Origin of the sequence: uncultured Campylobacter sp. (assembly GCF_905371695.1) — a bacterium.
Classification (GTDB): domain Bacteria; phylum Campylobacterota; class Campylobacteria; order Campylobacterales; family Campylobacteraceae; genus Campylobacter_A.
This window is the reverse complement of record NZ_CAJPMA010000009.1, coordinates 1-25,787: the sequence shown is the minus strand read 5'-3', so window position 1 is coordinate 25,787 and position 25,787 is coordinate 1. Positions and strand designations below refer to the sequence as shown.

At 48.2% G+C, this 25,787-nt stretch carries 26 protein-coding genes and 1 tRNA gene; 17 read left to right on the top strand and 10 right to left on the bottom strand.

The features are described 5' to 3' along the window. Positions 1 to 52 precede the first annotated feature (52 nt). Positions 53 to 1,021: a phospholipase A gene (locus tag QZ147_RS01595; RefSeq protein ID WP_295146387.1), complete on the bottom strand. Its 969-nt coding sequence runs from the start codon at positions 1,019 to 1,021 to the stop codon at positions 53 to 55. Further along, positions 1,018 to 1,596, bottom strand: a complete 579-nt coding sequence (locus QZ147_RS01590) for a molybdenum cofactor guanylyltransferase (protein ID WP_295146385.1) — start codon at positions 1,594 to 1,596, stop codon at positions 1,018 to 1,020. The genes QZ147_RS01595 and QZ147_RS01590 overlap by 4 nt, the downstream gene beginning before the upstream one ends. 109 nt (positions 1,597 to 1,705) lie before the next feature. On the opposite strand from QZ147_RS01590, the gene QZ147_RS01585 reads away from it, so the two are divergent. Next, positions 1,706 to 1,963 (top strand): SemiSWEET family transporter, encoded by a 258-nt coding sequence (locus QZ147_RS01585; RefSeq protein ID WP_295146383.1) that lies wholly within the window; start codon positions 1,706 to 1,708, stop codon positions 1,961 to 1,963. Between the two features lie 755 nt (positions 1,964 to 2,718). On the opposite strand, the gene leuC is transcribed toward QZ147_RS01585, so the two are convergent. From leuC to QZ147_RS01570, 3 genes are all read right to left on the bottom strand, one after another. After that, a complete protein-coding gene (leuC, locus tag QZ147_RS01580; protein WP_295146382.1) occupies positions 2,719 to 3,984 on the bottom strand; it encodes a 3-isopropylmalate dehydratase large subunit in 1,266 nt (421 codons plus the stop codon). A gap of 103 nt (positions 3,985 to 4,087) precedes the next feature. After that, on the bottom strand, positions 4,088 to 6,250 hold the full coding sequence (locus tag QZ147_RS01575; RefSeq protein WP_295146381.1) for a TonB-dependent siderophore receptor: 2,163 nt from the start codon (positions 6,248 to 6,250) through the stop codon (positions 4,088 to 4,090). Between the two features lie 204 nt (positions 6,251 to 6,454). Continuing rightward, complete coding sequence (locus QZ147_RS01570; RefSeq protein WP_295146380.1) at positions 6,455 to 7,024, bottom strand: YceI family protein; 570 nt, start codon at positions 7,022 to 7,024, stop codon at positions 6,455 to 6,457. A gap of 88 nt (positions 7,025 to 7,112) precedes the next feature. On the opposite strand from QZ147_RS01570, the gene QZ147_RS01565 reads away from it, so the two are divergent. The 7 genes from QZ147_RS01565 to tsaD all read left to right on the top strand — a co-directional run bounded on the left by QZ147_RS01565 (position 7,113) and on the right by tsaD (position 15,156). Beyond that, on the top strand, positions 7,113 to 8,438 hold the full coding sequence (locus tag QZ147_RS01565) for an NFACT RNA binding domain-containing protein (RefSeq protein WP_295146379.1): 1,326 nt from the start codon (positions 7,113 to 7,115) through the stop codon (positions 8,436 to 8,438). Positions 8,439 to 8,448: 10 nt separating this feature from the next. Further along, the gene (locus QZ147_RS01560) at positions 8,449 to 8,799 is read left to right on the top strand and encodes a hypothetical protein (protein WP_295146378.1); all 351 of its coding nucleotides are present in this window, start codon (positions 8,449 to 8,451) and stop codon (positions 8,797 to 8,799) included. A gap of 44 nt (positions 8,800 to 8,843) precedes the next feature. Next, positions 8,844 to 9,575 carry a phosphatidate cytidylyltransferase gene (locus QZ147_RS01555; RefSeq protein ID WP_295146377.1) on the top strand — a complete coding sequence of 244 codons (732 nt, stop codon included), beginning with the start codon at positions 8,844 to 8,846 and terminating at the stop codon, positions 9,573 to 9,575. Beyond that, positions 9,557 to 10,738: a 1-deoxy-D-xylulose-5-phosphate reductoisomerase gene (dxr, locus tag QZ147_RS01550; RefSeq protein ID WP_295146376.1), complete on the top strand. Its 1,182-nt coding sequence runs from the start codon at positions 9,557 to 9,559 to the stop codon at positions 10,736 to 10,738. The genes QZ147_RS01555 and dxr overlap by 19 nt, the downstream gene beginning before the upstream one ends. Before the next feature lie 52 nt (positions 10,739 to 10,790). Continuing rightward, complete coding sequence (locus tag QZ147_RS01545; RefSeq protein WP_295146375.1) at positions 10,791 to 12,032, top strand: uracil-xanthine permease family protein; 1,242 nt, start codon at positions 10,791 to 10,793, stop codon at positions 12,030 to 12,032. A gap of 312 nt (positions 12,033 to 12,344) precedes the next feature. Beyond that, the gene (locus QZ147_RS01540) at positions 12,345 to 13,643 is read left to right on the top strand and encodes a M99 family carboxypeptidase catalytic domain-containing protein (RefSeq protein ID WP_295146374.1); all 1,299 of its coding nucleotides are present in this window, start codon (positions 12,345 to 12,347) and stop codon (positions 13,641 to 13,643) included. A 496-nt stretch (positions 13,644 to 14,139) separates the two neighbouring features. After that, positions 14,140 to 15,156 (top strand): tRNA (adenosine(37)-N6)-threonylcarbamoyltransferase complex transferase subunit TsaD, encoded by a 1,017-nt coding sequence (gene tsaD, locus QZ147_RS01535; protein WP_295146372.1) that lies wholly within the window; start codon positions 14,140 to 14,142, stop codon positions 15,154 to 15,156. A 43-nt stretch (positions 15,157 to 15,199) separates the two neighbouring features. Here the strand turns inward: tsaD and QZ147_RS01530 are convergent. Further along, positions 15,200 to 15,297 (bottom strand) — tRNA-Sec (locus QZ147_RS01530). A 76-nt stretch (positions 15,298 to 15,373) separates the two neighbouring features. On the opposite strand from QZ147_RS01530, the gene QZ147_RS01525 reads away from it, so the two are divergent. Then, positions 15,374 to 15,952 (top strand): BON domain-containing protein, encoded by a 579-nt coding sequence (locus QZ147_RS01525; RefSeq protein WP_295146371.1) that lies wholly within the window; start codon positions 15,374 to 15,376, stop codon positions 15,950 to 15,952. A 113-nt stretch (positions 15,953 to 16,065) separates the two neighbouring features. On the opposite strand, the gene QZ147_RS01520 is transcribed toward QZ147_RS01525, so the two are convergent. The 3 genes from QZ147_RS01520 to QZ147_RS01510 are packed head-to-tail and all read right to left on the bottom strand — an operon-like array spanning position 16,066 to position 19,865. Continuing rightward, positions 16,066 to 18,540 (bottom strand): MMPL family transporter, encoded by a 2,475-nt coding sequence (locus QZ147_RS01520; RefSeq protein WP_295146370.1) that lies wholly within the window; start codon positions 18,538 to 18,540, stop codon positions 16,066 to 16,068. 4 nt (positions 18,541 to 18,544) lie between these two features. Beyond that, positions 18,545 to 19,153 carry a phospholipid-binding protein MlaC gene (locus tag QZ147_RS01515; protein WP_295146369.1) on the bottom strand — a complete coding sequence of 203 codons (609 nt, stop codon included), beginning with the start codon at positions 19,151 to 19,153 and terminating at the stop codon, positions 18,545 to 18,547. Between the two features lies 1 nt (position 19,154). Then, positions 19,155 to 19,865 (bottom strand): VacJ family lipoprotein, encoded by a 711-nt coding sequence (locus QZ147_RS01510; RefSeq protein WP_295146368.1) that lies wholly within the window; start codon positions 19,863 to 19,865, stop codon positions 19,155 to 19,157. A 152-nt stretch (positions 19,866 to 20,017) separates the two neighbouring features. On the opposite strand from QZ147_RS01510, the gene QZ147_RS01505 reads away from it, so the two are divergent. The 8 genes from QZ147_RS01505 to QZ147_RS01470 all read left to right on the top strand — a co-directional run bounded on the left by QZ147_RS01505 (position 20,018) and on the right by QZ147_RS01470 (position 25,205). Then, positions 20,018 to 20,794: a TOBE domain-containing protein gene (locus QZ147_RS01505; RefSeq protein WP_295146367.1), complete on the top strand. Its 777-nt coding sequence runs from the start codon at positions 20,018 to 20,020 to the stop codon at positions 20,792 to 20,794. 1 nt (position 20,795) lies between these two features. Beyond that, entirely contained in the window at positions 20,796 to 21,548 is a 753-nt protein-coding gene (modA, locus tag QZ147_RS01500; protein WP_295146365.1) for a molybdate ABC transporter substrate-binding protein, read from the top strand. Next, positions 21,545 to 21,946, top strand: a complete 402-nt coding sequence (locus tag QZ147_RS01495; protein ID WP_295146364.1) for a hypothetical protein — start codon at positions 21,545 to 21,547, stop codon at positions 21,944 to 21,946. Before modA ends, QZ147_RS01495 begins: the two co-directional genes overlap by 4 nt. An 8-nt stretch (positions 21,947 to 21,954) precedes the next feature. Then, complete coding sequence (locus QZ147_RS01490; protein WP_295146363.1) at positions 21,955 to 22,320, top strand: DUF488 family protein; 366 nt, start codon at positions 21,955 to 21,957, stop codon at positions 22,318 to 22,320. Next, on the top strand, positions 22,317 to 23,186 hold the full coding sequence (locus QZ147_RS01485; protein ID WP_295146362.1) for an ATP-binding cassette domain-containing protein: 870 nt from the start codon (positions 22,317 to 22,319) through the stop codon (positions 23,184 to 23,186). The genes QZ147_RS01490 and QZ147_RS01485 overlap by 4 nt, the downstream gene beginning before the upstream one ends. Then, positions 23,183 to 23,479, top strand: a complete 297-nt coding sequence (locus tag QZ147_RS01480) for a hypothetical protein (protein ID WP_295146361.1) — start codon at positions 23,183 to 23,185, stop codon at positions 23,477 to 23,479. Before QZ147_RS01485 ends, QZ147_RS01480 begins: the two co-directional genes overlap by 4 nt. Continuing rightward, positions 23,476 to 24,159 carry a molybdate ABC transporter permease subunit gene (modB, locus tag QZ147_RS01475; protein ID WP_295146359.1) on the top strand — a complete coding sequence of 228 codons (684 nt, stop codon included), beginning with the start codon at positions 23,476 to 23,478 and terminating at the stop codon, positions 24,157 to 24,159. Before QZ147_RS01480 ends, modB begins: the two co-directional genes overlap by 4 nt. Before the next feature lie 536 nt (positions 24,160 to 24,695). Continuing rightward, positions 24,696 to 25,205, top strand: coding sequence for a redoxin family protein (locus QZ147_RS01470; protein WP_295146358.1), 510 nt, complete (start codon positions 24,696 to 24,698; stop codon positions 25,203 to 25,205). Positions 25,206 to 25,214: 9 nt separating this feature from the next. Here QZ147_RS01470 and QZ147_RS01465 read toward each other — a convergent pair. Next, positions 25,215 to 25,787, bottom strand: a 573-nt coding sequence (locus QZ147_RS01465; RefSeq protein ID WP_295146357.1) for an inositol monophosphatase family protein, incomplete at its 5' end; no start/stop codon positions are given.

Here is a 25,787-nt window from a genome sequence, read left to right as displayed (position 1 = left end):
CGCTCAGCACGGCCCAAGCGGTGGCGGGGTCCATCGCTCCGTGCTCGGCTTATTATCTTAAAATGCTGATTCCCAAGCTAAATTTATCCAGCTTTCTGTCGTAGTCGATCAAACTCTCGCCGTATCCGCTAAAAATTTTCGCGTAGCCGTAGATGCCCGATCCTAGCGGAAACATCCAACCCAGTTCGTATGCGCCTTTATTTTCGCCGCCCGAGCGCAAATTATTTCTAATCAAGGCGGTTAAAATTTGCTCTTTAAATTTTAGCTTAAATCGCAAATCCCCGTAGCCCATATAGCGCGCGATGTCCCTATTGTCGCTTCTGTCGCCTACTATCGTCCAAATTCTAGGCGTAATAGCCAGTTCGCCTAGCTTGAACTCGCCGCTTGCGTATAGGCGGTTCCACGAGCGCGAGAGCTCTCCGCCTTGCCCGTTGCTCTCGTGTAAAAGCCCTATTTTTAGGCTTTCTAACTGCGGCAGCGTCTCGAAATTTACGGGCGCTTGGATGAAAATTTCGGGGCGATAGTTCGTCTCCCGAAAAGGCGTCGAACTTTGCGCGGTCTGCCACCAAGAGGTCTGCGAGTAGGCGAAATTTATACTCTCGTTTAGCCCTAAGATATCGTAAAATACGGGTTTTTGAAAGCTCAGCGAAAATTGGCTCTCAAAGCGCTTTCTGCCCTCTACGTGCTGCCTTGCCACGCTTGCGGGAGCGAAAAACAGCGGCTCGTACGTTTTTATACCTAAAATTTCGTCTAAATCCGTACTTCTTTCGGAAGCTAAATTTTCGCTTTCGGCGGCGGAGGTTTGAGTTTGTTTAGGCTTTGCTTCGCTTGATAAATTCTCGCTTTTTACTTCGCCGCGCGACTCTTCAAGCGCGCTTCGGGCGAGCTTTTTGTAAATTTTTAAGGCCTCTAAAATTTCGCCCTTTCGCTCTAAAATTTCGGCCTTTTCAAAATCGCTTCGAGCGATCGCCGAGCTAATTAAAAAGCAGCTAAAAATAGCTAAAAATTTCCTCGTTCTCATATCATTAACGCCTCTTCGTAATCGCTTGGATAATTGATGTTAAAAAACTGCTTTTCGTCCTTAAAATTTACTATTTTGCAGCGGCAGCGATCGCGCAAAAGTCCGATCTTGTGCTCGCCCGCGGCGAAAAGCTCTCCCGCCTTACTCGCTAAATCCGCGCTAAAAAATCCGCAAAGCGAGTGTACGTGCGACTCGTCCGCGGCCACGACCATGTCGTATTCGCCGCTAAATTTATAAAGCTCGCGCACGCACTCTTCGCTAATAAATGGCATATCCGCAGGCGCGATAAAGACGCTTTCGTCTTTAAAATTTCTAAGGACGCTATAAAGCGCTAACATCGGAGAAAATGTCTCTGCGCTTAAATTTGGCCGCAAGGTATCCTCCGCGTCTTTTATGAGCGGCAGGGGCGGGTTAAATTTGCTAAATTTCGCGCTAACAAACACTCGCTTAAAAATTTGCGCGAATTTGTGCGCCTCGTAGTGCGCGAGCGTCGCAAATCCGCCAAACGGCAGCAGCGTCTTGTCGCGGCCCATTCGCGAGCTTTTGCCGCCGGCTAATATTACGCAGGTTTCCATCTTTTTCTCCGCCGAAATTTAAAGCAAAATTTAGCTAAAAACGGCTTTGATTTACCAAAAACGCGCGCGAGAATGATATAATGCCGCCTTTTGTTTTAAAGGAGAAAAAATGAGCGAGAAAAATTTACAAATTTTAGGCTGGATAGGCACGTGCTTGTCGGTCATTATGTATATTTCCTATATTCCGCAGATAATGGGCAATCTTGAGGGCAACAAGACGCCTTTTATCCAGCCTCTAGCCGCAGCGATAAACTGCACGATCTGGACTAGCTACGGCCTGCTAAAAGCTAAAAGAGACTATCCGCTTTCGGCTGCGAATTTGCCCGGCATTATCTTTGGTCTTTTGGCGACGATAACGGCGTTTTAAGGATTAAAGACCGCTAAATTTGCCTATATGTAGAAGTTAAATTTGGTATTTTTTGACGCGAGTTTCGGTGACTTAAATTTGCAAATTTGAAGTTAAATTTAAATGCAATTTTTCTGAATCGTTTTGCCGTATTTTTAATATCTTGATTTTCTTGTTAAGGGGATGGGGTTTGAATTACACTCTGCTCTGCAGTTGCAAAGCGGAGCCGAAACAAAAGAGCTGCCTTTTTCTTTTCTTTGGGAGAGGAAGGGACTTTACTTAGCGTCCCTTGCGGTCGCTACTGTCGCCCTATGGGACTCAAGACCACCTGCAGCTATGAGCTAAGCGAAGTAGAGCGTCGCCTTCCTTTGCGCCGTGCTAAGCACTTGCAACTGCCAAAGGCAGACCCTCTCCCGTCTGCTTGCAGCTGCTAGCGCAGCGACGCAGAAACCCCACCTACCCCAACTGCACGTGAGATGTTGCTGTACTGCGTGCAGGTTTATTTGGCGCTGTTGCGCCGAAAATTTAAATTTGACGTTTTCAAGACGCGGGTCTCGGCGAGTAAAATTTGCAAATTTAGCTAAATTTGACTTCAAATTCGAGCGTAAAACGATAAGGTGAAGTATCGCGAGATGGATTTAAGGGTTTTGCTTCCCTTGCGGTCGCAACTGCAAGCAGAAGCGACGTAAAAATTTAGCGAAGATAAGACACGTAGTCTATCGAGCTAAATTTTTACTAGCTCCGTTAAAGACGCTCGCGAGACAAGCCGCTAAATTTTAAAGATCGCGGGGATCGGCGATCTTGCCTGCGACGGCGCTAGCTGCGGCGACAGCCGAGTTTGCCAGATACACCTCGCTCGTGCGATCGCCCATGCGGCCGACGAAGTTTCTGTTCGTCGTGCTCACGCAGCGCTCGCCCACGCCCAAAATCCCCATATATCCGCCCAGGCACGCGCCGCAGGTCGGGTTACTCACGACCGCGCCCGCTTCCGCGAAAATATCCATCAGCCCCTCTTTTTGCGCTTGCAGGGCGATTTTTTGCGTTGCAGGCGTGATTATGAGGCGGGTTTTGCGCGCTAATTTGCGGCCTTTTAGGATTTCGGCCGCGATGCGTAGATCGCTTAGCCTGCCGTTCGTGCAGCTACCGATAAAGGCTTGATCGATAGCGATATCGTCTTTCACCGCTTCGCGCACGCTTTTTCCGTTGCTTGGCAAAAACGGATAGGCGATCACGGGATCGAGCTTGCTAACGTCGATCTCTAAAATTTGCTCGTAGTTTGCGCCCTCGTCGGAGTAGTGCAGCTTCGGCTCGGCGCGTAAATTTTTACCTTTTAAAAACTCTTTCGTGGTTTCATCGACCGCGATGATGCCGCTTTTGCCGCCGGCCTCGATCGCCATGTTGCACATACTAAATCGCCCGTCCATATCGAGGCTATCTATTGTTTCGCCCGTAAATTCCAGCGCCTTATACAGCGCGCCGTCCACGCCGATGCGGCGGATGATCTCTAAGATGAGGTCCTTGCCGTAGACGTGGCGGTCTAGTTTGCCGCGAAAGATCACTTTGATAGTCGGCGGCACCTTAAACCAGTTTTTGCCCGTTATCATCGCATAGGCTAGATCGGTGCTACCCATACCCGTGGCAAAGGCCCCCAGCGCACCGTGGGTACAGGTGTGGCTATCGGCGCCGATGATGACGTCACCCGGCACCACGAGGCCTTTTTCAGGCAAAAGCGCGTGCTCGATGCCCATATCCTTTTCGTCGAAATAATTTTTCAAATCGTGCTTATACGCAAAATCGCGGCTGATTTTGGCTTGGTTGGCGCTTAGGATGTCTTTTGCGGGGATGTAGTGATCCATCACGATGCTAAAGCCGTCGGGATTTGCAAGCCTTGTCGCGCCGCTTCGCTCAAACTGCTTGATGGAGATAGGAGTCGTGATGTCGTTGCCGATGACCATGTCGATGTCGCTTTCGATGATCTCGCCCGCGAAAACCTCGCGCCCTACGTGCTCGCTGAAAATCTTTTCGGTGATGGTTTGCTTCATGTATTTCCTTTAAATTTCGGGCGATTTTAGCGAAATTTTATAAATTTGAAATGAAAGAAGCTTACGCGATTAGGAGAGAGACCCGTTTAAACGGGTCTGGGCACTAGAATTTTACCTTTACGGTAAACATAACTTCTCTGCCGTATTTAGGTATAACTCTAAGCATATTATCGGTGGCGATAGCCGAGGCGAAATAGAGCTTATCGGTGATATTCTTGCCGTTTAGCTGAAAGCTGGCGTCGCGTCCTAAAATTTTCGTATCGTAGCTTACGAAAGCGTCGAAAGTCGTAGCGTCGCCAAATTTAAACGTTTGCCTAGTATTCGTCGCGTGGTATAGCCAGCTTCCTAAATATCTAGCTCCCGCGCCGATCCTTAGGCCTTTTAACCCGAGCGTGCTAAAATCGTAAGTAGCGAATAAGCTAGCTTGGTGTTTAGGGACCGCCGAAAGCTGCTTGCCTTCTAGGAACGGATTTTTCTCGTCTTTTTTAGTTTTGGTTTTCGTATAGGTGTAGCTTGAAGTTAGAGTAAGGCTATTTGTTACCCTTCCGCTAAAATCTAGCTCAAATCCTTGGCTTTGGGTCTTGCCGGTAGTCGTGCTAACTTCGTTGCTGTCGGTATATATGACGTTATTTTTATTTATGTGAAATAAAGCCATAGTCGCCGTAATATTATCGTTTTGAAATTTAGTTCCTATTTCTATGGATTTTCCGACTTCGGGCTTGATCTCTCCTGTGGTGTTTTGTCCTACGCTAGTTTGCGGCATAAACGACGTCGCATAATTGGTATAAATAGACCATTGAGAAGTTAAAAGATATAAAAGGCCCGTTTGATAAGTCATCTCGTCGCCGTGCCCGTTTAGCTGCTCTGAATAAACCCGAGAAGCGTTATATCTATATCTAAGATTATCGTAGTAGTTGTATCTAAGACCGGCTACGTATGTTAGATTATCGGTTATATTTATAGCGTCTTGCGCGTAAATTCCTAGCGTTTTTAACTCTCTTACTTGGTCGTATCTCTCGGGCGTAGTCGGTCTGCCGAAGGTGCCGTAGTGACCCGTGCCTATGTTTATAACTCTGGGCGCGCCTCTATATTGGACGGGCCTTTTTTGCTTCATTTTGTATAAATCTACGCCAAAAAGTAGGTTATGAGCGACTTCGCCCCACTGCGCTATCCCATTTAGATTAAGCGAACCCGAATGCGTGACGTGCGTAACGCCTTTTTGATACTCGGGCATAAATCTAATCGTTCCTGCGGCGGGATTTAATCTAGAAGGTCTTATCTGGCCGTAATCATGCTCCATTCTAGAATAACCGTAGTTAAATTTCATAAGCCAATTTTCGCCAAAATGCTTTTCTACTCCTAAATCTACGCTATCTACTTTGCCTTTGGTTTCTTCTAGGTAATCAGTCATCCTCGTTTTCTTCGAGACGTCTATAAATTTCCCGTGATACGCCGTATTTGACGGTTGATTTAGCATAAATAAACCTCTATCAAACGGCTCTTTATATTTTTTATGCTTATAAGCTAAGTCTATGCGGTAATCGTCGCCCTTGTAACTAATACTAGGCGATACGGTTAAATTTTCGTATTTTCCAAAATCTCTCCAATAATCTTTCGCCCAGTAATCGGCTATTAAGCGATACGCAAATCCGCTATCTCCTATTTTATCGCTAAAATCAAAGCCTAAATCTCTGTATTTATTGTTTCCAAACGCAGTTTTTACCTCATAAAGCGGCGCATAAAGCGGTTTTTTGCTTACTATATTTATGACGCCGCCCGGATCTTGCGTGCCGTAAAATAAGCTAGCAGGTCCTTTTAGCACTTCGACGCTCTCGGCCGTCGCGTCAAAGGTATTAGTAACGCCGCTTACTACGCCGTTGCGCAGTACGGAACCATCATCCCAGCTACCCTCAAAGCCCCTTTTGGTAAAAACGTCAAATTGACCGCCGACTGAATTCGAGTTAGAAATTCCGCTCACTCCGGCTAAGGCTTCATTCAAATTTTGTGCGTTTTTATCTTGCAATACTTTTTGCGTCACGACGTTCACCGTTTGCGGGATCTCTAAAATAGGCGTGTTGGTTTTGCCTACTTCGCTTCTAACGGCGCGGTATCCGTCGTCCGCGCTCGTGCTAACCTCGATAGCTTCTAGCGTGGCGGTGGCGTTATTATCGGCACCCAAACTTGTTTGCGCCGCTACGCTAATTAATGCGAAAGATAGGCCGATGGCCTTAAATTTCACACCGCGTTTTTTTGAAATTTTACTCATATTTTCTCCCTAAATTTTACGTTTGATAACGATTGTCATTAAATTTTCGGCGGATTATATTTAAGCAAAGCTTATTTTTATATTAACTTGTTGTTTGAAAAATTTAGTATTTTGGATTTAAACGCGAAAGATAGACTAAATTTAAAAAGGCTAGGGTTTTGCCTCGCCTTTTTTAAGAAACGGCGCAAGAGGCGCGCCGCTAAATTATTTCGCTACGGCTTCTAGCTCGATTTGCAGTTTTATTTTATTTGAAAGCGTTATTTCGGACGAATCCATTCCCACGCCGAAATCTTTTCTTAAAATTTCGCCCTCCAAGCTAACGCCCGCGATAGCCTCGCCTTTTTGATTTTTGCCTTCGCCGTTAAACTCAAAGTCCAAAACTACGGGCTTCGTGACGTCTCTAATCGTCAAATCGCCGTAAATTTTACCCTCGTTTTTGCCCTCTTTTTCAAATCTATTCATTTTAAATTTGATCTCTTTAAATTTTTTCGCGCTAAAAAGGTCGTCGCTTTTTAAGTGATTATCGCGCGAATCGTTTTGCGTATTTACGGAATTTACGTCTATTACGGCTTCCATGGATTTTAGCTCGTTACCGGCCGCATCGTATTCAAACGCGCCTTTATAGCTTTTAAAATTTCCGTTTACCTTTGAGACGCTTAAATGCTTTACGATAAAGCCTACGTTGCTATGAACCGCGTCTACTTCGTAATTCGCCGCATTTAGCGCGCAAGCCGCCATCGCCGCGACCAGCGAAATTTTTAGAAATTTTTTCATTTTTTCTCCATTTTTTGAAATGCGGCGTCATTGTAACGGCGAAGCGTAAATAATTAAAATTTTAAGCAAAAAAAATTATAATTTTGGCATGAAATACGCGCATTTAGTTCAGATCGCCGAGTATCTCGGAAAATTTAAAAAAATCTCCTCCGTTCTTCGCGTAAGCGATATGGCGCTAAAAATCGAATTTTCAGGCGGCGAGCGGCTATTTTTCGACCTTAGCAAGGCAGATTCGGCGATTTATAAAAACGAAAATTTTACGCAGGCTAAAATTTATCAAGCGCCTTGCGATAACGTCTTAAAAAAACGCTTAAACGGAGCTTATATCCAAAGCGTCGAGTGCCTAAAAAACAATAGAATTTTAAAATTTACCTGCGCGCAAACGGGCTCTTACAAAAGCGTAAAAACGCACCTTTATTTGGAATTTACGGGGCGATTTACGAACGCGGTAATCACGGACGAGGCGGAAGTTATCGTCGAAGCTCTGCGCCACGTGGATAATAGTTACCGAAAGATCGAAACGGGCGAGGTTTTAGCGCCGCTAGAAGCCTTTGAGATAAGAGAAAAACCCGTCGCTCCTATCGAAAATTTCGACGATTTTTTTAAGAGCGAATTTTTGCGGCTAAACGAGCGAAATTTGGCGAGTCTTCGCGAGGTAAAGCTTGCTCGAATTTATAAAAAAATAGAGGCTTTAAAGCAAAATTTAGCCGCGCTTGAAAGCGAAGCTTCGCTAACGGCGCAAAGCGAAAATTTAGCGCTTCAAGCAAGCGTTTTGCTGGCGAATTTAAGCGAGGTAAAAGAGCATGAACGAAATTTTACGCTTACGGGATTTAATGGCGAGCGGATAAAATACGAGCTCGCCTTACCGCCTAAAATCGCCGCAAACGAGTTTTACTCGCGCTCCAAGCGCCTTAGAGCAAAGGCTGCGGGCGTGGGAGCGGAGCGCGAAAATTTAAACGAAAAAATCAAATTTTATGAAAATTTAGCCGCGCTTGTTACGGACGCCAAAAGCGCCGAGGAACTTGAAATTTTAGTCCCTAAAAAATCGCGCGCCAAAGCGAACGAGCGCAAAGAAAAGCAAAGCCTAAACACGCAAAATTTTTTCGCGGGCGAATATAAAATCAGCGTCGGACGAAACGAAAAAGGAAATGCGGAGCTACTCAAAAACGCCCGCAAAGACGACGTTTGGATGCACGTAAAAGATCTGCCCGGCGCGCACGTGATTATTAAAACCCTAAAAGCCAAAGTCCCCGAGGAAACGCTAAAATTCGCCGCTAAAATTTGCGTAAATTTTAGCTCTTTGGGCGCGGGAAATTACGAGGTCGATTTTACCAAACGTAACAACGTTAAAATTTTAAGCGGCGCAAACGTAAATTATACGGATTTTGGCACGATTATAGTTACAAAAGAGTAGGGAGGATAAGATGTCTATCACGCCCGTAGGAAACGCCACTTTTATAAACCAAAACGCGCCCGTAGTCTCGCAAACCCACGCGAATAATCAGGCTCGCTTCGATTTGCAAAGCGCGCTGGCTTCGCAAATAGCAAGCGAGGAAATACAAGACGTAACCGCGCTTCGTCCGGCTGAAGAAACTTACAAAATCGACCCGCAAAATCAGCACGAAAAGCAAAAAGGCGAGGAAGAGGCGAGCGAGCAAGAGCGCGAAAATTTAGCGCAAAAAAGCGACGATGAAAATGAGCAAAGCGACGAAATTTCGCAAGACGCGGACGAAAATTCCGCCCCGCCGCCCCGCCGCCTCGATATAGAAGTATAAGCAAAATTTAGCTATTATCCGCGTAAAATTTTAAAGGAAGCAAAATGACTTCTCGCATCGTTACGGGCTTATTTATGGTCGCAGCCGTAGTCGTTTTATTTTTTATCGACAGCTACAAGCTGAATTTTTTCGTTTTGGGCGCCGCGCTATATTTTGCGTTTAACGAATCGCTCAAACTCTACGGCATCGAGGATAAAAAGCTCGTATTTATCGCGCTCGCGTTTTATACGCTCACGTTTTTTACGAACCCGATTTTTATCGCGATATTCGCCGTCATGCTGGTAGCTGCGGTGCTAGCGCATATCAAGGCTCCCGATCTGCGCGCGGTCGTGCCTTTTTTATACCCGACCACGCCTATTTTTATGATTTGGATGCTTTATTCGGAATACGGCGTAGGCTATCTAGTCTGGCTGGTAGTGGCCGTCGCCGCGACCGATAGCGCCGCGTTTTTCGCCGGAAAGGCGTTTGGAAAGCGCAAATTTTCGGTTACGTCGCCTAATAAAACGGTAGAAGGCGTCGCTGGCGGCGTAGTAGCGGGCACGGTAGCCGGTAGCGTATGCGGCTCGTTCGTGATGGACGGATTTTTGCAAATAGCGTTCGCTAGCTTTTTAATCAGTCTATTTTCGGTGTGGGGAGATTTGTTTGAAAGCTATTTAAAGCGCCTTGCGGACGTCAAAGATAGCGGCGCGCTATTTCCGGGGCACGGCGGGATGCTTGACCGCTTGGACGGCTATTTATTCGGCGTCGTAGCGCTTCTTTGGTCGCTTTCGTGGTAGTTTTAGGCTCTACGGGAAGCATAGGCGTCCAGACGCTTGAAATTTGCGAAGCCGCGGGCATTAGCGTCGAGGCAATAAGCTGCGCTAAAAACGTAGAGTCTTTAAACGCGCAAATCGCGAAATTCCGTCCTAAATTCGTCTGCATAGGGGACGAAAAGCTAGTTTCGCAAGTCGCCGGTATAGAGCGGGCACGAATTTTCGCGGGCGCGAGCGGAATTTTAGAAATGCTAGAAGCGTGCGAGAGCGATACGGTCGTAAACGCGCTGGTGGGCTTTGCGGGGCTAATACCTAGCATAAAAACGCAGCGTCTTGGCAAAAAGCTGGCGCTTGCTAATAAAGAAAGCCTCGTCGCGGGCGGTAAATTTTTAGATACGCGCGCGATAAATCCAATCGACAGCGAGCACTTTGGGCTTAAATTTTTACTGCAAAATCCCTTACCCGCCTCGCGCTTAATCATCACCGCAAGCGGCGGAGCGTTTTATAAAACGCCTTTGCGTGCCTTAAAAAACGTAACTCCTTCGGACGCGCTAAAACACCCGAACTGGTCTATGGGCGCGAAAATAACGATCGACAGTGCCACGATGGCGAATAAGCTTTTTGAAGTAATGGAGGCTTATTGGCTTTATACCGCGCCCCGAAATTCCGCCTCGATTCCGCTTAAAATAGACGCTCTTATAGAGCCAGCGTCGATGATTCACGCGTTGGTGGAATTTATAGACGGCTCGACTAGCGCGCATATTTCGCGGGCGGATATGAAACTAGCCATCGCGCACGCCGCGCTGGGCGAAAATTTAGGCGAGTTTTTGCGCGGACGAAATAATCGGCTTAAACGCGGCGGCGAGATTGCGCCGCATGCGGATTTGCTAAATTTAAAGCCGCTAAAATTCGGCGAGATAGATTTAAAAAAATACCCGATTTTCTCGCTAAAAGACGCGGTTTTAGAGCGTCCCGATCTAGGCGTAGCGATAAATGCCGCCAACGAAGTCGCGGTATTTGCGTTTTTGCGCGGCGAATGCGGCTTTTTAGATATTTCGCGGGCGGTTTTAAGCGCGGCTAAAATTTACGCGGACGTTAAAATTTCAAGCGAAGACGAGGTCGTAAAGTTAGACGAGGAAGTAAGAAAGTACGTAAAAAGCGCGCTTTCTCGCGGCGCTTTTGCGTAAAATTCTGGTTTTTTAGCAAACGGCAAACGTAAAATTTTAAAAAGGGAAAAGAATGCAAAAATACGAAGGATATAAATTCGATCCGCGTCAAAGCCTAATCGGTTTGCAGTTTTTGTTCGTAGCCTTCGGCGCACTCGTGCTGGTGCCGATTTTAACCGGGCTAGACGCGTCGGTGGCGCTTTTTACGGCGGGGATCGGCACGCTGCTGTTTCAGGCGATTACGCATAGGAACGTACCGCCGATATTTTTAGCTTCAAGCTTCGCTTTTATCGCGCCCATTCAATACGGCGTCAAGGAGTGGGGAATAGCCGCTACGATGGGCGGGCTAGTGTTTGCGGGGCTACTTTACGTGGTTTTAAGCGTATTAATCCGCATTAAAGGCGACGGGTTTTTGCATAAAATTTTACCGCCCGTGGTAGTAGGACCCGTCATAATGACGATCGGGCTCATACTCTCTCCGGCCGCCGTTTCGATGGCGACCGGCAAGGGTAGCGAGGCGCTTTATAGCCAAGGCGCGGCGATGACGATAGCGGCTATTTCGCTGCTGGCTACGATCGCCGCGATGATACTCGGGCGAGGATTTTGGCGGCTGGTGCCTATTTTGTGCGGTATCGCGGCGGGCTACGCGGCGTCGCTGTGCTTTGGGATCGTCGATTTTTCGGGCGTGCTAAGCGCGGCGTGGTTTGCGGTACCGAATTTTAGCGCGCCTAAATTCGAGCTAGAACCGATAATTTATATGCTGCCTATCGCCATAGCTCCCGCGATCGAGCATATAGGCGATATGCTCGCTATCTCTAACGTTACCAAAGAGGATTTTTTAAAAAATCCTGGGCTTAAAGATACGCTGCTAGGGGACGGGCTTGCTACGAGTCTGGCGGCGTTTTTCGGCGGACCGCCCAATACGACTTACTCGGAGGTAACGGGCGCGGTGAGCCTTACGAAGGCGTTTAATCCCGCGATTATGACCTTTACGGCGATATTTGCGATAATGCTGGCGTTCGTAGGTAAGCTAGGCGCGATTTTGGGCAGCATTCCGCCGCCCGTTTTAGGCGGCATTATGCTGCTGCTTTTCGGTATCATCACCGCGATCGGCATCGAGACGCTGGTAAAGCATAACGTAGATCTTGCCGACCCTAGAAATATCATTATCGTGGCTCTAATTTTGGTATGCGCGATCGGCGGGATGGTCGTGGATCTGGGGGTTACGAGTTTTAAAGGGATAGGGCTTGGAGCGGTAGTGGGGATAGCGCTAAATTTGGCGCTGCCTAGAACGAAGCATATAGAGGGCTTCTAGGCTTTACGCGGTCGTAGCGCCCTCTCGCGGCCATTTTTGAAAGAGTTTGAAATTTTCTTTCGTAGATAGGCTATCCGCCCTATCCCGGCCAAAAATTTCGGCGCGACTTCCAAAACGTTTCGCGATATTTCGCTCGTCGTTTTACGTTTTAAATTATGAACGCGAATTCTATCTTGGGTGAAAATTTTACGTTTGCGGCGAAATTCGTAGCCCTTTAAAATTTTAAAGCGAACCGAATTTTCGGCGTAAAGGTTTTGTGGCGCGGAGCGTAGAATTTAAAGCATAAAAAGAGCCTAAACTAAAAGGAAACAAATGAAAATTTTAACTTATATCGTCGCCGTTGCGGTGCTTTCGCAAATTTTATCCGCGCGAAATTTAGACTATGCGCTGATTAAAAAAGGCGAGCCTTCGTCAAACACTATGCTACTAATCGGCGGCATACAAGGCGACGAGCCTGGCGGATTTCTCGCGGCGTCGATCGTGGCGACTGATTATAATATAACCAAGGGTTCGCTTTGGGTCGTGCCGAACCTAAATTTTCCAAGCATCATCGAGCGTTCTCGCGGCACAAAAGGGGATATGAACCGCAAATTCGCCCACGTAGACCGCGACGATCCCGATTACGAATCGGTCGTTAAAATTAAAGACGTGATAGCAGATCCCGCCGTTTCGCTGATCCTAAATTTACACGACGGCAGCGGATATTACCGCGAAAGCTACGTTAATAAGGACGAAAATCCGCAAAAATGGGGTAGTAGCTGCATCATCGATCAAGAGACGCTCGCGGGCGCTAAATATCCCGAGCTAGCCGAGCTCGCCGCGCGCGCCAGAGACGCTATAAACGCGCGCCTGCTTGATCCTAAGCACGCTTACCACGTAAAAAACACGCGTACCGCCGAGGGCGATAAGGAGATGCTAAAAAGCCTCACTTACTACGCCGTAACGCGTCAAAAATCGGCGTTTGCAAACGAAGCTAGCAAAAATTTAAACGCCCAGCAGCGCGTTTATTATCACTTGATAGCGATCGAGGAGTATATGCGCGCGGCGGGGATCGAGTTTTCGCGCCCTTTCGCGTTGGATGTACCGAGCGTGAAAAAAGCGATTGAAAAAGAGATACGCGTGAGCTTTTTTGACGATGCGTTTGCGTTGGACGTTCACGACTTGCGCCCTAGTTTAAAATTCGTGCCTTTTAAGAAAGGCGAGCTAAAATACGACTCGCCTAATCCGCTAATCGCGGTAATTAAGGAACCTGACGGCTTTAAGGTGCAATACGGCAACCGCTTCGTAACCCGCATAAGTCCGCAGTTTTTCGAATTCGCGCCGCCTTTTAAAGAATTAACCGTTATAGCCGACGGTAAAAGTTTAAGCCTTAAAAGCGGCGATAAAATCGTCGTTTCGCGCGAATTTAGCGTGCAAAAGCGAGGCGGCACGCGGATAAACGTCATCGGATACAACGCAAAAGGTGACGAAGCGGGAGAGAAAATCTCGCTAAAATCGCTGCAAAAGCAGTATTCGATGGACAAAGGCGGCAGAGTTTACCGAGTGGAAGCGTATGAGAGCGGCGAAGGAAAGGAAAAGTACGCGGGGATGTTTTTGGTGGAGTTTAAGTAAGGCGGTGCGTCCGTCCGCGGCTATCTGCTTTGCTATACGTCGTTGTCTTAAATTTTGCTCGGTCGTTACCGATGAGGTAACTCCCGCCGCAAAAATTTTTAAGCCGCCTAATCTAGCTTTGCGATACTTCCGCTCTTAATTTTAAGTTTAAATTTCGCAAATTCGGTAAAATTTAGGGCCGAATTTCGCCAAATTTTGAACGCAAATTTCGTTTCGGGAAAAATTTAAGGCGGCAAGGACGAAGCTAAACCGCGATATTTTAGCATTCTAAAATTTGCGGCGTAAATATAAAATTTAGCCCGCCTACGCGCGTTTGCTCTGCTATTTAATGCGAAATTAAAGCGCCGAGTAAAATTTACCGCCGAATTTGAGCAAGCGCCGTTCCGAAATTTTACGGCGAAACGCAATCGGCGCGCGAGCTTGCGACGGATAGCCCCGCAAAACGCCGCGTAACCGAAAACGGGGCGCAATAGACCGAAATTTTAAAAGGAAAACGATGATTTTAGCCATCGAAAGTAGCTGCGACGACAGTTCCGTCGCGCTTTTTGACGTCGATAATTTAAAGCTGATCTACCACAAAAAAATATCGCAAGAAAGCGAGCACGCGCTCTACGGCGGCGTCGTACCCGAGCTTGCCGCGCGCCTGCATACCGCCGCTTTGCCCGCGCTCATCGAACCTTTAAAGCCGTATTTTAGCAAAGTTAGGGCGGTTGCGGCGACTAACGAGCCCGGTCTTTCCGTGAGCCTAATCGGCGGCGTAAGTATGGCAAAAGCCCTATGCGTCGCTCTTGGCGTTCCTTTAATCGGCGTAAATCATCTAGCCGGGCACGTGTATTCGCTATTTTTGCAAAGCGAGGCGAGGTTTCCGATGGGGGTATTGCTAGTTAGCGGCGGGCACACGATGGTGCTTGAAGTAAACGAATTCGGCGAAGTCTCGACGCTAGCAAGCACCGGCGACGATAGTTTCGGCGAGAGCTTCGATAAGGTCGCAAAGATGCTCGGGCGCGGCTACCCTGGCGGCGCGATCGTACAAAATTTAGCGCTTAAAAGCGCGGCTCGCGAAAGATTTAATTTCACGGTGCCGTTGCTACACGATAAACGCCTAGAATACAGTTTTTCGGGGCTTAAAAACCAAGCGCGCGTAGCTATCGAGCGGCTGGGCGGCGCGGAGGCGATGAGCGAGTCGGACGCGGCGGATCTGTGCGCGGGCTTTGAGGACGCTGCGTGCGCGCACGTCGCGGATAAACTGGCTAAAATTTTAGCGCGGCGCGAGTGGCGGCGTCTTGGCGTCGTGGGCGGGGCGAGCGCGAATCTAAATTTACGCGCGCGTTTGCGGGATTTGTGCGAGAGCGCGGACTGCGAGCTGCTCGTAGCGCCTTTGGAGTTTTGCTCGGATAACGCCGCGATGATCGCGCGCGCGGGACGCGAGAAATTTTTGCGCGGCGAATTTTCCGATACGATAGGGCTTAAAATAAATCCGAGAACGGATTTTAGCAGCGGGCTTAAAATTTAGCGAAACTGCGCGTAAATAGCGTAAATTAGGGGGAGATTAAACTTGGCGAGAGGATGAGAGAATCGAACTCCCCGCGAAGCGGTCAACCGCCCCGCCGTCGGATTTGAAGTCCGCGAGCGCCACCAGATCGCTTTATCCTCCGTAGGTTCGGCAATTTTAGCGAAATTTATATAAATTTTAGTAAAATCTGCGAAATTTTTACAAAGGACCGTCGGTTTTGAGGCTCTTCGTCGCGATAAATTTGCTATTTTCGGCGCTTTTTTGCGGTTGCGCTGGTCCGCTATCGCCCGCCACGAACGCGCTTAGCGTCTACGACGTTTATTCCGTTTCGCGCGATCATAGAAATTTCGGCGACATAGCAAGCGACAAATTTATCCAGACTAAAATCCAAAGCAAAATTCTATTTTCAAGCGGGCTTAGCAACGTCGACCTTGAAATCGAGTGCTTTTTGGGCGAGGTGTATCTAATAGGTCTTATCGAAAGCGAGCAGGCGCGCGAAAAGCTTATAGAACTGGCTAAAAGCACGAGCGGAGTAAGCAAGATCCACGAATACTTACGCCTAAAAAAGCCCGAATATCCGTGTAGCTCTTTAAAAATTTTGGCTAATTTAAAGCAAAATTTATTTACCGATACCGACGTATCGAGCACGAACGTGCGCGTCTCGGTCGTGGGCTGCGACGTAGTTTTTAGCGGGATAGTAGCTGACGGGGAGCATGAAAAGCACGCGATTTGGTACGCGAGGCATATCGACGGAGTGGAGGACGTATATTTGTTTTTGCGAGTCGTGGGTAAATAGTTTCGGCTCGCTTGCGTTTTGAATCTTACGCGCCTATTGTTTTTATACGCCGCTGCTTTGAAATTTTGCGGCTTTCCCGTAAATTTCAAGCGTTTGCGCGAGAAAATTCGCGCCTAAATTTTAACCTTGTCTTTTACGAAGCTTAAAATTAGGCTAGGCAAGATAATTAGCGCGCCCAGCAGCATAAACGCCATAACCAGATCGGTCAGTAAGCCGAAATATATCGTCGGTATAAAAGCGCTCGTAGTCATTACGCTAAAACCCAAAAATATCGTAAAAGAGGTGTAATACATCGCGTATCCGATGCTGGCGTGACTAGCGTAAACGCTCTGTTTAACGCTTTTTGAGAGGCGCTCCTCGCGGAAGCGGTGGACGTAGTGTATGATGTCGTCCACGCCGATACCGATACTAATGGCGGCGATCGTGATACTCATCACGTCGAGCGGTATACCAAATACCCCCATCGTTCCAAATAGAGCGCCCAGCGGGATAAGATTAGACGCGATCGCGATGAGAGCGAGCTTTATGCTTTTAAAAATAAAGCAAAAAACAATGAAAAGCGCCAGCACGGTTAGTCCGAACGTATCGACCTGCGAGCTGATTAAATTTTGCAGCATATTATTGTAAAGTACCATCATACCCGCTATTTGCACGCTCACGCCGTCGTTTTTAGTTAGCTCGGCCAACTCGGCGTTTAGCTCTTTTAAAAACTCCGCGCGGCGCAAATTCGGGTCGCTGTCGATCACGCGCATACTAAAACGCAGTTGGTTATTTTCCACGCTTACGTAGGGCGTCAGCAAAATATCTCGGTAGCGCTGCGGCAACTCGCTATACATCGCGGCTAGTAAAAAATCGTCCGCTTGACCGCCGTTTAGGCTTTTTATCGCTTTTACCAAAGTACCCAGCGAGCTTACGTGCCCGACGAATTCGCGCCGCGCCAGATAGTCGTGTATCTTTTCGGCTACGCGCGTGCGATAGCTGTTAAACCAATATTTCGCGTCGCCCGCGTTTTGGCTAAATTCGTTTTCAAAGTCGTCCTTGTCACCCGCCGCGCCGTTAGAATTTTCTTCGGGCGTTTGCGCCGCGCGCTCATTAAACGTCACTATTACGTCAAGCGGGATCGTGCCGCCTAGCTGCTTATCGATGACGTCCATGCCTTTATAAATTTCGGTGCTTTCTTTAAAATAGCCGATGAAGCTATTTTCTACGCGAAGCTTGCTAATGCCGTAGGCGCCGTAGGCGACGACCGCCGCGCAGACGGCGTATACGAGCGGGCGTTTGCCGTCGGCTACGAGGGCGCAAATTTTAGTGAAATTAAAGCTATTTTCAAAGGTTCGCACGGGCGGCAATTTTTTTAGATTTACCACCGCGGCGCCGAATATCGCAAACGCTGCTACGAGCGATACGGCGATGCCCGAGCTCATCATAACGCCTAACATAATTACGGGCTTAATACCCGCCGTTACTAGCGAGCTAAAACCGATGACGGTCGTAGCTATCGCCCAGAAAGACGGGCTAAATTTATCGCGTAAAGTAAGGTATACGAGCGCGGTTTGGCTAAATCCAGGGTGCCTGGCGTAAAATTCTCGGTAGCTTACGACTAGGTGAATGACGGTCGAGATGGTGATGATTAGTTGCAGCGCTACGTAGTTTGAGCTAATTACGGTTACTTCCCAGTTAAATAGCCCGAAAATTCCCGTCGTCCAGACCGCGCTTACGGCGCAGATTATTAGCGGCAGCGCCACCCAGCGCGCCTGACGAAAAAATAGCCACAAGCTAAACGCGAGCAGCGCCAGTACGCTTACGCCGTAGAGATAAAGGTCCGAGCGCACGAAGCCTATCATATCGTCGGCGATCATATTAGCCCCGCCTAAAAATAGCTTTTGCTCGGCTCCGTTAAATTTCGCGATTACGGCTTTTATGCCCTCTAAATTTTCGTGCTCTTTTACGCGGACGGCGTCGCGATAGCGTTTAAATTCGCTCTTTACGCTTTGAAGCTTTGCTGCCTCGTCGGCGCTTAACGAGCCGTTTTGTTCGCGCTGCGAGAGTAAATTTCGTTCGTTTAAAAGCTCGTTAAATTTCTCGTCCGTCTTTAAATTTAGCACGATCGCGGTAGTTTTTAGGTCCGCGCTTACCAAATTTCCGCTATAAAGCGGGCTAGACGCGAATTCTTCGCGGGCTTTTTTCTTATCGATATTCGCGTCTTTTAGAGTCGGAGCGTGTTTTAAAATGCCGGTTATCCCGCCTTCCACGCTATTTAAAAGCGGTACGGAAAGTATGGATAGCACGCCGCTTACGGCTTCGTTTTTAGCTAGTTCCTTGCTTAAATTTTCAATCGTTTTTAAGCTCTCGTCCGAGAGCAGGTCGGCCTTCGGCGAGTAGGTTACGACTAAATAGTTCGGCGAGACGTAGCGTTGCGAAATTTCGCGCCAAAGTGCGAGGTCCGGGTCGTCTTCGAGCAGCAGCGTCTCAGCCGACGCGTCGATGCTTAAATTCTTGCTAAAATACGCAAAAATCGCCGTCAGCGCGATCATAGCGCATAAGACGGCTTTGTTAAATTTTAGGGTAAATTTAAAAATTTCTCGCATTTATCTATTTTACGGATTGCTCGGGCAGGGCGGTTTGATTTAATTTAGCGATTAGCTCGCCCACGCTTGCATTAGCTAGCGCGTCGGCGAATTGGCTGCGGTAGGTCTGGATCACGCTAACGCCGATGATGTCTAGGTCGTAAAGCAGCCAGCCGCGCTCGCCCGCGTCGTAAAATTTGTAGATAAATTCGTAAATTTTACCTTCGCTATTAAGCTCTGATTTTAGCCAGTAGCGATTGGGCTGAGGTTTACTCGCGTCTTTGATCTCTACGGTTTGGTTCGTGTAGCTTAAAAGCTTGTCGATATAAGATGTTTTTAGCTTTTGCTCGAATGCGGCGTCAAATTCCGCCTGCTCGCTAGCGCTTAACGCGTTGTAGCGCTTGCCTAGGCTGATCTTTGCCATTTGTTTGTAATCAAAGATCGGATCGAAAATTTCAAACAGCGCTTTTGATTTTGCGGCGTTATCTAGCGACGCGTCTTTTAACACGGCGATAGCCTTATCCGTGCGCGCCTGCACGTCGGGTTTTATTTCGTTTTCGCTTACGCCGTAAACCGCGCTAAACGCTAGCGCCGCCGCGCAAAATTTGATTAAAATAGATCTTAAAATTTTCATTTTATTCCTTGATTAGGTGGTTGCGACGCTGCTCGTAGGCGTCGCGTAAAAACGGATATAAATCCACGGCGTCTTTTTTGAGATTGTCGTAGGCATTGGGATCGTGCGAAAAGTCGTTTAGGTATTTATACGCGTTAATGCCGAATGCCGCCCAGTGGCTGTCTAGGTAATTTACCGGATTTAAAAACGCATCTCCTACAAGCCCTACTACGTCGCGCGCGTTTGAAGGCCCTAGCACGGGCAGCACGACGTGAAATCCGCCGCCGAGCCCCCAGGCTCCAAGCGTCTGTCCGAAGTCCTCGTCGCGTTTGGTTAGCCCGTAATACTGCGCTCCGTCGGTTAGTCCGCCGAAGCCTATGATAGTATTTGCTAAAAATCGTAGCGTCTCTTCGCCCGCGTTTTTAAATTTAAATTGAAGCAGGTTATTTACGAAGCGAACGGGAAACATTAGGTTATCAAAAAAGTTTGAAACCGCCGTTCTAGCGGATTTGGGCACGACGTAGGCGTAGCCTCGCGCTACGGGGATTAGAGCGTATTCGTAAAAAGCGTCGTTAAAGCTAGTCATTGCTCGGTTGTAACCGCTAAGCGGGTCCGCGATGGGCGTAGTTTCTTTAAACTCTACGTCGAAATCGCTCGTATTTTTATCTAAATTTTCGCTTTGCGCGCCTAATGCCAGCGCCGCGCAAAAGAGTATCGATATAAAAAAGCGCATATTTTTCCTTGTTAAAATTTGAACCTAGATTTTATCTTTTTATAACTTTGAAATAAGTAAATTTCGGGCCCGAAATTTTAAGCTAGCTTAAATATATATTTTTTTATACTAACGAAATTATTTTTTTATACTGAAAATTTTAAGGGAGAAAAATGAAAGCGGACGTAAATTTAGAGTTTTTTTTAGACGCGGGTACGCACGTTTTAGGCAAGCATATCGCGCTTTTAAAGGCGGTTAAACAAACTAAAAGCATAACCAAAGCCGCCGACGTCGTGGGTATCTCGTATAAAAACGCGTGGGACAGCTTAGATATTATTAATAATAAAAGCCCAAAACCGCTCATCGTGCGAGCCGAAGGAAGCAAGAAAAACAGCGGCTCGCAGTTAAGCCCTTACGGAGAGAGGATGATCGCGCTTTACGACGCGCTGCAAGAGGCGCAGAAGGAATTTTTATCTAGGCTTTGCGAGAAGGTCGATTTCGACGAATTAGACGTTATTAATCTAAACCGAATGAGCCTAAATTTAAGCGCTCGCAACCAGCTAGCCTGCGAGATTACGCAGATAAAAACGGGCGCGGTAAATACTCAAATTTTAGCGCGCCTCGCGGGCGGGGAAATTTTAGCGGCGACGATCACGCGCGAAAGCGAGAAAAATTTGGGCTTAGAGCCGGGCAAAAAGGTAGTTTTTATCTTTAAAGCCCCGTCCGTAACGCTGGCAAAAAGCGCGCGGCCCGACTCGCAAAATAATCTAAACGGCAAGGTTATCGAAGCTAAAATCGGCGAGTCAAGCGCCGAAATTTCTCTCGAAATTGGCAACGAACAGACGTTAACCGCGATAATTTCAAAGCAAGAGGCGATGAATTTACAAATCGGCGCGGGCGACGAGCTAACGGCGCATATCGATCAATCTCAAATCATCATAGGAGTATAAAATGAGAAAAATTTTCGTTTTCGTTGCGAGCGTTTTACTCGCTATCGCGGCGGCGGCCGGAGAGATAAACGTATTTGCGGCGGCAAATACGAGCTATGCTTTTCCGGAATTAATCGCGGAATTTAACAAGCAAAATCCGACCGTCAAGGTAAATCTAACGCTAGGAGCCAGCGGAGCGATGGTAACGCAAGTGCAAAACGGCGCGCCCGCGGACGTGTTTTTGGCCGCCGATATGGGTTTTGTTAAAAAGCTGGACGAGAACGGCTTTGCGGCTACCAAACCCGTGATCTACGCGCAAGGAGCGCTAGCTATGTTTAGCGTAAGAGACGTTGATTTTAGCAAAGGTATCGCGGCGGTTAAAGGATTAAAGGCTATTTCTATCGCAAATCCGGCTACCGCGCCTTACGGCAGGGCTAGCGTAGAAGCGCTAAAAAACGCTAAAATTTACGACGAAGTCGAGAAAAATATCGTCTGGACGCAAAAAATTTCCGAGACGCTTTCGCAAGCTTTAAGCGCGGCGGACGTCGGATTTATCGCAGCTAGCGCGCTATACGATCCAAAAATGGCGCAGTATAAGCAAGGCGTTAACTACGCGTTCGTGGACGCTTCGCTTTATACGCCTATCGACCAAGGCGTCGTGCTAACCAAGCGCGCCGAAAATAACGCCGAAGCTCGCGCGTTTTACGAGTTTATTTTAGGCGATAAGGCGCGTGAAATTTTCAAAAAATTCGGCTATAACGTTCCGCAGAAATGATAAAAGCGGAAATTTTATCTATTAAAACGAACGAGGGCGTGAACTTTTACGAATTTAAGGCGCTCGGAGCCGAAAATTTAGATAAGAATTTACGCCTTTTTATGCTATCTTTAAACCCTTCGGACGCCAAGGAGGGCGACGCCGTAGAGCTTTGCTTTAAAAGTTCGGACGTTATTATCGCGGCCACGCCGCTTAAAGAGTGCTCGGCGGAGAATGAAATCGCCTGCGAAATCGCGTCACTTAATAACGGCGAAATTTTATGCGAGCTGGGCTTAAAATGCGGCTTTGCCGAGTTTGACGCGGTAATTAGCGCCGCTTCTTGCCGTAGGCTCGGCTTGCGGCTAAATAAGCGCGTTTTTGCGTACGTAAAAGCCGCGTCGGTTTATATTCAAAATTAGGAAACAAAATGTTTGAAGTTGCTAGAATTTACGATCTTAACGCGGAAATTTCGGGAGACGAACCCGCGTTTTTTATCGACCGCTTGTATCCAAGAGGCGTAATAAAGGCGAAATTCGCGAAATTTACGTGGCTAAAAGAGGTTACGCCCAGCGCCGAGCTTCGTAGCGCGTTTCATAAAAATTTGATCGATTTTGACGAATTCGCCGCGCGCTACAAAAGCGAACTAAAAGACGAACCCGCCGCGACGGCGCTTAAAAATTTGCGAAATTTAGCCGGAGAGCGCGGACGGATTTTGCTAGTAACCGCGGCCAAAGATTTGAAACGCAGTCACGTAAGCGTGCTTTTAGAGGCGTTGACGCAGGGCGGTAAATGATAAAAATCGCGTGCAAGAAGCGACTAAACGGCGCGGGCGGAGAATTTACGCTAGATGCCGATTTTTGCTTTAAAAAGGGTGAATTCGTCGCGCTTTACGGAGCTAGTGGTGCGGGTAAAAGTACGATTTTGCGCTTGATCGCGGGGTTTGAGACGCCGGAAGAGGGGCGTATAAGCGCGGGCGAGCGCGTGTTCTTCGACTCGGACGCGGGCGTAAATTTAGCTGCGCAGCGCCGAAACGTAGGCTTTTTATTTCAAGATTACGCGTTATTTGAAAATATGAACGTGCTTGAAAATTTGCTCTTCGCGGCCAAAGATAGGGCGCTCGCGGCGAAGCTGCTTGAAATTTGCGAGCTGGGCGGACTCGAAAAGGCCTCTATATCGCGGCTTTCCGGCGGTCAAAAGCAGCGCGTAGCGCTTGCGCGCGCATTAATGAGAAGACCGGAAATTTTACTGCTGGACGAGCCGCTAAGCGCGCTTGATAACTCGATGCGAGGCAAGCTGCAAGAGCATTTAGCCGCGCTTCACGCGGAGTTTTGCATAAGCGCGATCATAGTAAGCCACGACGTGAGCGAGATTTATAGGCTAGCGGCGCGGGTGTTTGAGATTGAGGGCGGCAAGATAGCGCGCGAGGGGACGCCGGATGAAATTTTCTTGCAAAGAGCGGGCTCGCAAAAACTGGCGTTTAACGGTAAAATTTTAAGTATCAAGCGCGCGGACGCCGCATACGTCGCGCTAGCGCAAGTAGGGCATCAGCTGTGCGAAGTCGTATTAAGCGCCGCCGAAGCGCGCGGGCTAGGCGAAGGCAGCGAGGTAGTCGTCAGCGCTAAGGCGTTTAATATGACGCTAAAAAAGCGCGAAAAATGAAAAATTCTAGCGATTTCGCGCGGCGTCTAAAATCTCGCGTTTTTGCGGAGGAATTAGCGTTCGGCGCGAATTTTACGCTTGTTCTCTTACGGGATTTTCAAAATTTCGTATTTGCGTTTCGTAAATTTTCACATAAAATTCGCGCTTATGCCCCGTATGAAATTCGTCGCGGAAATTTCGCTTCCGCCGCGCTAAAATCCTTAGCCGAAGCGGTAAAAAATAAAGCCGAATTTTACCGCTTAAATTTTAGCTTCAAATTTCTCGCAAAATCCCGTAGAAAGGCGCTTTTATGAGCATCGCAGATATTGATTTTACGCCTTTTTGCGTCTCGCTAAAATTAGCCTTCGTCACGAGCGCGATTTTGTTTTGCCTTTGCGTGCCGCTAGCTTACGCGATGTCGCGGCGCGACTTTCGCGGCAAGTCCGCCTTAGAGGCGCTAGTATCGTTGCCGCTCGTGCTGCCGCCTTCGGTACTGGGCTTTTACTTGCTCGTGTTGCTGTCGCCTTATTCGCCCGCGGGGGCGTTTTTTGCGCATATTTTTGGCGTGCGGCTGGTGTTTAATTTCGCGGGTCTAGTCGTAGCCAGCTGTATCTATTCGCTGCCTTTTATGTTTCAGCCCGTTTACGCGGGCTTTTGTGCGCTACCGAGGACGCTTTTCGAGGCTAGCGCGTCGCTCGGCAAAGGCTGGGCGGCGACGCTGTTTCGCGTGGCGCTGCCCGGCATTAAGCCTAGCCTTCTAACCGCGGTCGTCGTGAGTTTCGCGCATACTATGGGAGAGTTCGGCGTGGTACTAATGATCGGCGGCAGCGTGGAAGGCGAGACGAAGGTGGCGAGCATCGCGATATTTGAAGCGGTAGAAATGCTAGATTACGCAAAGGCGCACGTTTACGCGGGGATGATGCTGGCGGTGAGTTTTGCGGTGCTGCTGGTAGTGTCGCTGGTAAACCGCGCATCGTCTCGAAAACGTTTTTGAAGTCCGCGCGTTCTTTTGCTCGTTATGCGTCGTTGCTTTAAAATTTTACTCGTCGCCTCGCGAGCGTCTTTAAGCGAGCTTAAAAATTTCGAGACCGCGACGGGCTCGCGTCTAGCTTTACCCGAAATTTTCCGCACGGCGTTTAAATTAGTTTCGCGTTTGAAATTTCGGCAAAACGGCGAATTTGAGCGTAAAATTTTGCGATTTTGAACGCAAATTTTATCTCCGGCGAAAATTAAGTTCGCTGCGGCGTAGCTGGGGGTAAACGTATTTGTTTAAGCGGGACGTTTCTACGCGCCGAATCTTTATCGGCGCAGCCCGCGGTTTTGTGCTTCGCTGACGGCCGCGAGTAAGCGCGTATATTTAAAGCCTCGAACGCAAAATTCGCTCGGTTGCGCGTTAAAAGCAAAGGTTAAACCGCCGCGAGAGTCTAAACGCCGCGGGCGCGATGCAAAGCCTAAGTAAGCCTAAATTTTAAAAACGTTAGTTTAAAACGGCTAAAATTTCGGCTATAATCAATCAAAAAAGGACGTAAAATGAATAAATTTCCCGAAAATATCTCGCTGAAAACGTGCGAAGGAGGCGAGTTTAATCTCTCTGAATTTGCCGGGCGCAACGACTGCGTCATCGTGATTTACCCCAAAATGGGGCAAAGCGGCAAAACGCTGCCCTGCGAGCTAAATTCTCGCGCCGGCATGACGGGCTGCACCCCACAAAATCTAGCTTACGCCGCGCTTGCGGGCGAATTTGCGGCGCTTGGGTACGAGGTGATCGCCGTGGGTACGCACGAGAGCTTAGCCGCGCAGGCCGAGTTTAAGGCGAGCGTCGGCGCGCCGTATACGTTTTTAAACGACGACGGTTTTGCGCTGCGAGCCGCGCTTAATCTGCCTACGTTTCGTGCGGGCGACGGACGCGAATTTTACTTTCGCCGTACGATAATCGTAAAAAACGGCGCGATTATCGCTAATTACGAGGTAAGCGAACCCGAAAACGACGCGGCTAACGCGCTTAATTTCGTGCGAGATTACCGCGAAGGGCATTTTTAATCCGTGCGGCTATTTGCCTAAAAGCGCTAAGATTTCATCCTTTCGCGACGAAAATTCCGGCCCGATTACGACGAATTTTCCGCATTCTAGGCGAGCGGGATCATACCTCATCGCGCCCGATTTTAAATCTATCGTCTCAAATCCCGCTTGCGCCGCGATCAGCTCTCCCGCGGCGTTGTCCCAGATGCTGCTTGCGTGCGTGCGGTAGTAAATCCCGCTTTCGCCGCGCGCCAAAAGGCAAAATTTTATCGCCGAGCCTACGCGGATTTCGTGCAAATTTAGCGCTTGCGCGACGCGCTTGGATGCCGGCGTTTCGCCGCTTACGAACATTAAATTTTTACCGCTCAGCGCGCGCGACTTAGCTAAATTTTGCGGGCTAAATTTTAGGTTTTGTTTTAAAATCGCGCACCTTGCGCTTGCCTTAAAATATTCGTTTTCGGCGCCGAAAATTTGCGCGTTTTCGCCCGTTTTGCTTTCCGCGCTTAAAATTTCGCATCCGCTATCGCAGCCTTTTACGGCGTAAAATAGCTCGCCGCTAACGGGGATAAAAACCGCGCTAAGCACGGGACGGTAGCGCCAAAT

Excerpts from the sequence above, each read along its gene's own strand:
- QZ147_RS01545 (WP_295146375.1), top strand. The coding sequence starts at position 10,791 with ATGCAAAAATACGAAGGATATAAATTCGATCCGCGTCAAAGCCTAATC.
- QZ147_RS01590 (WP_295146385.1), bottom strand. The coding sequence starts at position 1,596 with ATGGAAACCTGCGTAATATTAGCCGGCGGCAAAAGCTCGCGAATGGGC.
- QZ147_RS01575 (WP_295146381.1), bottom strand. The coding sequence starts at position 6,250 with ATGAGTAAAATTTCAAAAAAACGCGGTGTGAAATTTAAGGCCATCGGC.
- modB (WP_295146359.1), top strand. The coding sequence starts at position 23,476 with ATGAGCATCGCAGATATTGATTTTACGCCTTTTTGCGTCTCGCTAAAA.
- QZ147_RS01480 (WP_295146361.1), top strand. The coding sequence starts at position 23,183 with ATGAAAAATTCTAGCGATTTCGCGCGGCGTCTAAAATCTCGCGTTTTT.
- QZ147_RS01515 (WP_295146369.1), bottom strand. The coding sequence starts at position 19,153 with ATGAAAATTTTAAGATCTATTTTAATCAAATTTTGCGCGGCGGCGCTA.
- QZ147_RS01490 (WP_295146363.1), top strand. The coding sequence starts at position 21,955 with ATGTTTGAAGTTGCTAGAATTTACGATCTTAACGCGGAAATTTCGGGA.
- QZ147_RS01570 (WP_295146380.1), bottom strand. The coding sequence starts at position 7,024 with ATGAAAAAATTTCTAAAAATTTCGCTGGTCGCGGCGATGGCGGCTTGC.
- QZ147_RS01505 (WP_295146367.1), top strand. The coding sequence starts at position 20,018 with ATGAAAGCGGACGTAAATTTAGAGTTTTTTTTAGACGCGGGTACGCAC.
- QZ147_RS01495 (WP_295146364.1), top strand. The coding sequence starts at position 21,545 with ATGATAAAAGCGGAAATTTTATCTATTAAAACGAACGAGGGCGTGAAC.
- QZ147_RS01560 (WP_295146378.1), top strand. The coding sequence starts at position 8,449 with ATGTCTATCACGCCCGTAGGAAACGCCACTTTTATAAACCAAAACGCG.
- QZ147_RS01585 (WP_295146383.1), top strand. The coding sequence starts at position 1,706 with ATGAGCGAGAAAAATTTACAAATTTTAGGCTGGATAGGCACGTGCTTG.
- modA (WP_295146365.1), top strand. The coding sequence starts at position 20,796 with ATGAGAAAAATTTTCGTTTTCGTTGCGAGCGTTTTACTCGCTATCGCG.
- tsaD (WP_295146372.1), top strand. The coding sequence starts at position 14,140 with ATGATTTTAGCCATCGAAAGTAGCTGCGACGACAGTTCCGTCGCGCTT.
- QZ147_RS01595 (WP_295146387.1), bottom strand. The coding sequence starts at position 1,021 with ATGAGAACGAGGAAATTTTTAGCTATTTTTAGCTGCTTTTTAATTAGC.
- QZ147_RS01555 (WP_295146377.1), top strand. The coding sequence starts at position 8,844 with ATGACTTCTCGCATCGTTACGGGCTTATTTATGGTCGCAGCCGTAGTC.
- QZ147_RS01520 (WP_295146370.1), bottom strand. The coding sequence starts at position 18,540 with ATGCGAGAAATTTTTAAATTTACCCTAAAATTTAACAAAGCCGTCTTA.
- QZ147_RS01540 (WP_295146374.1), top strand. The coding sequence starts at position 12,345 with ATGAAAATTTTAACTTATATCGTCGCCGTTGCGGTGCTTTCGCAAATT.
- QZ147_RS01485 (WP_295146362.1), top strand. The coding sequence starts at position 22,317 with ATGATAAAAATCGCGTGCAAGAAGCGACTAAACGGCGCGGGCGGAGAA.
- leuC (WP_295146382.1), bottom strand. The coding sequence starts at position 3,984 with ATGAAGCAAACCATCACCGAAAAGATTTTCAGCGAGCACGTAGGGCGC.
- QZ147_RS01470 (WP_295146358.1), top strand. The coding sequence starts at position 24,696 with ATGAATAAATTTCCCGAAAATATCTCGCTGAAAACGTGCGAAGGAGGC.
- QZ147_RS01565 (WP_295146379.1), top strand. The coding sequence starts at position 7,113 with ATGAAATACGCGCATTTAGTTCAGATCGCCGAGTATCTCGGAAAATTT.
- QZ147_RS01510 (WP_295146368.1), bottom strand. The coding sequence starts at position 19,865 with ATGCGCTTTTTTATATCGATACTCTTTTGCGCGGCGCTGGCATTAGGC.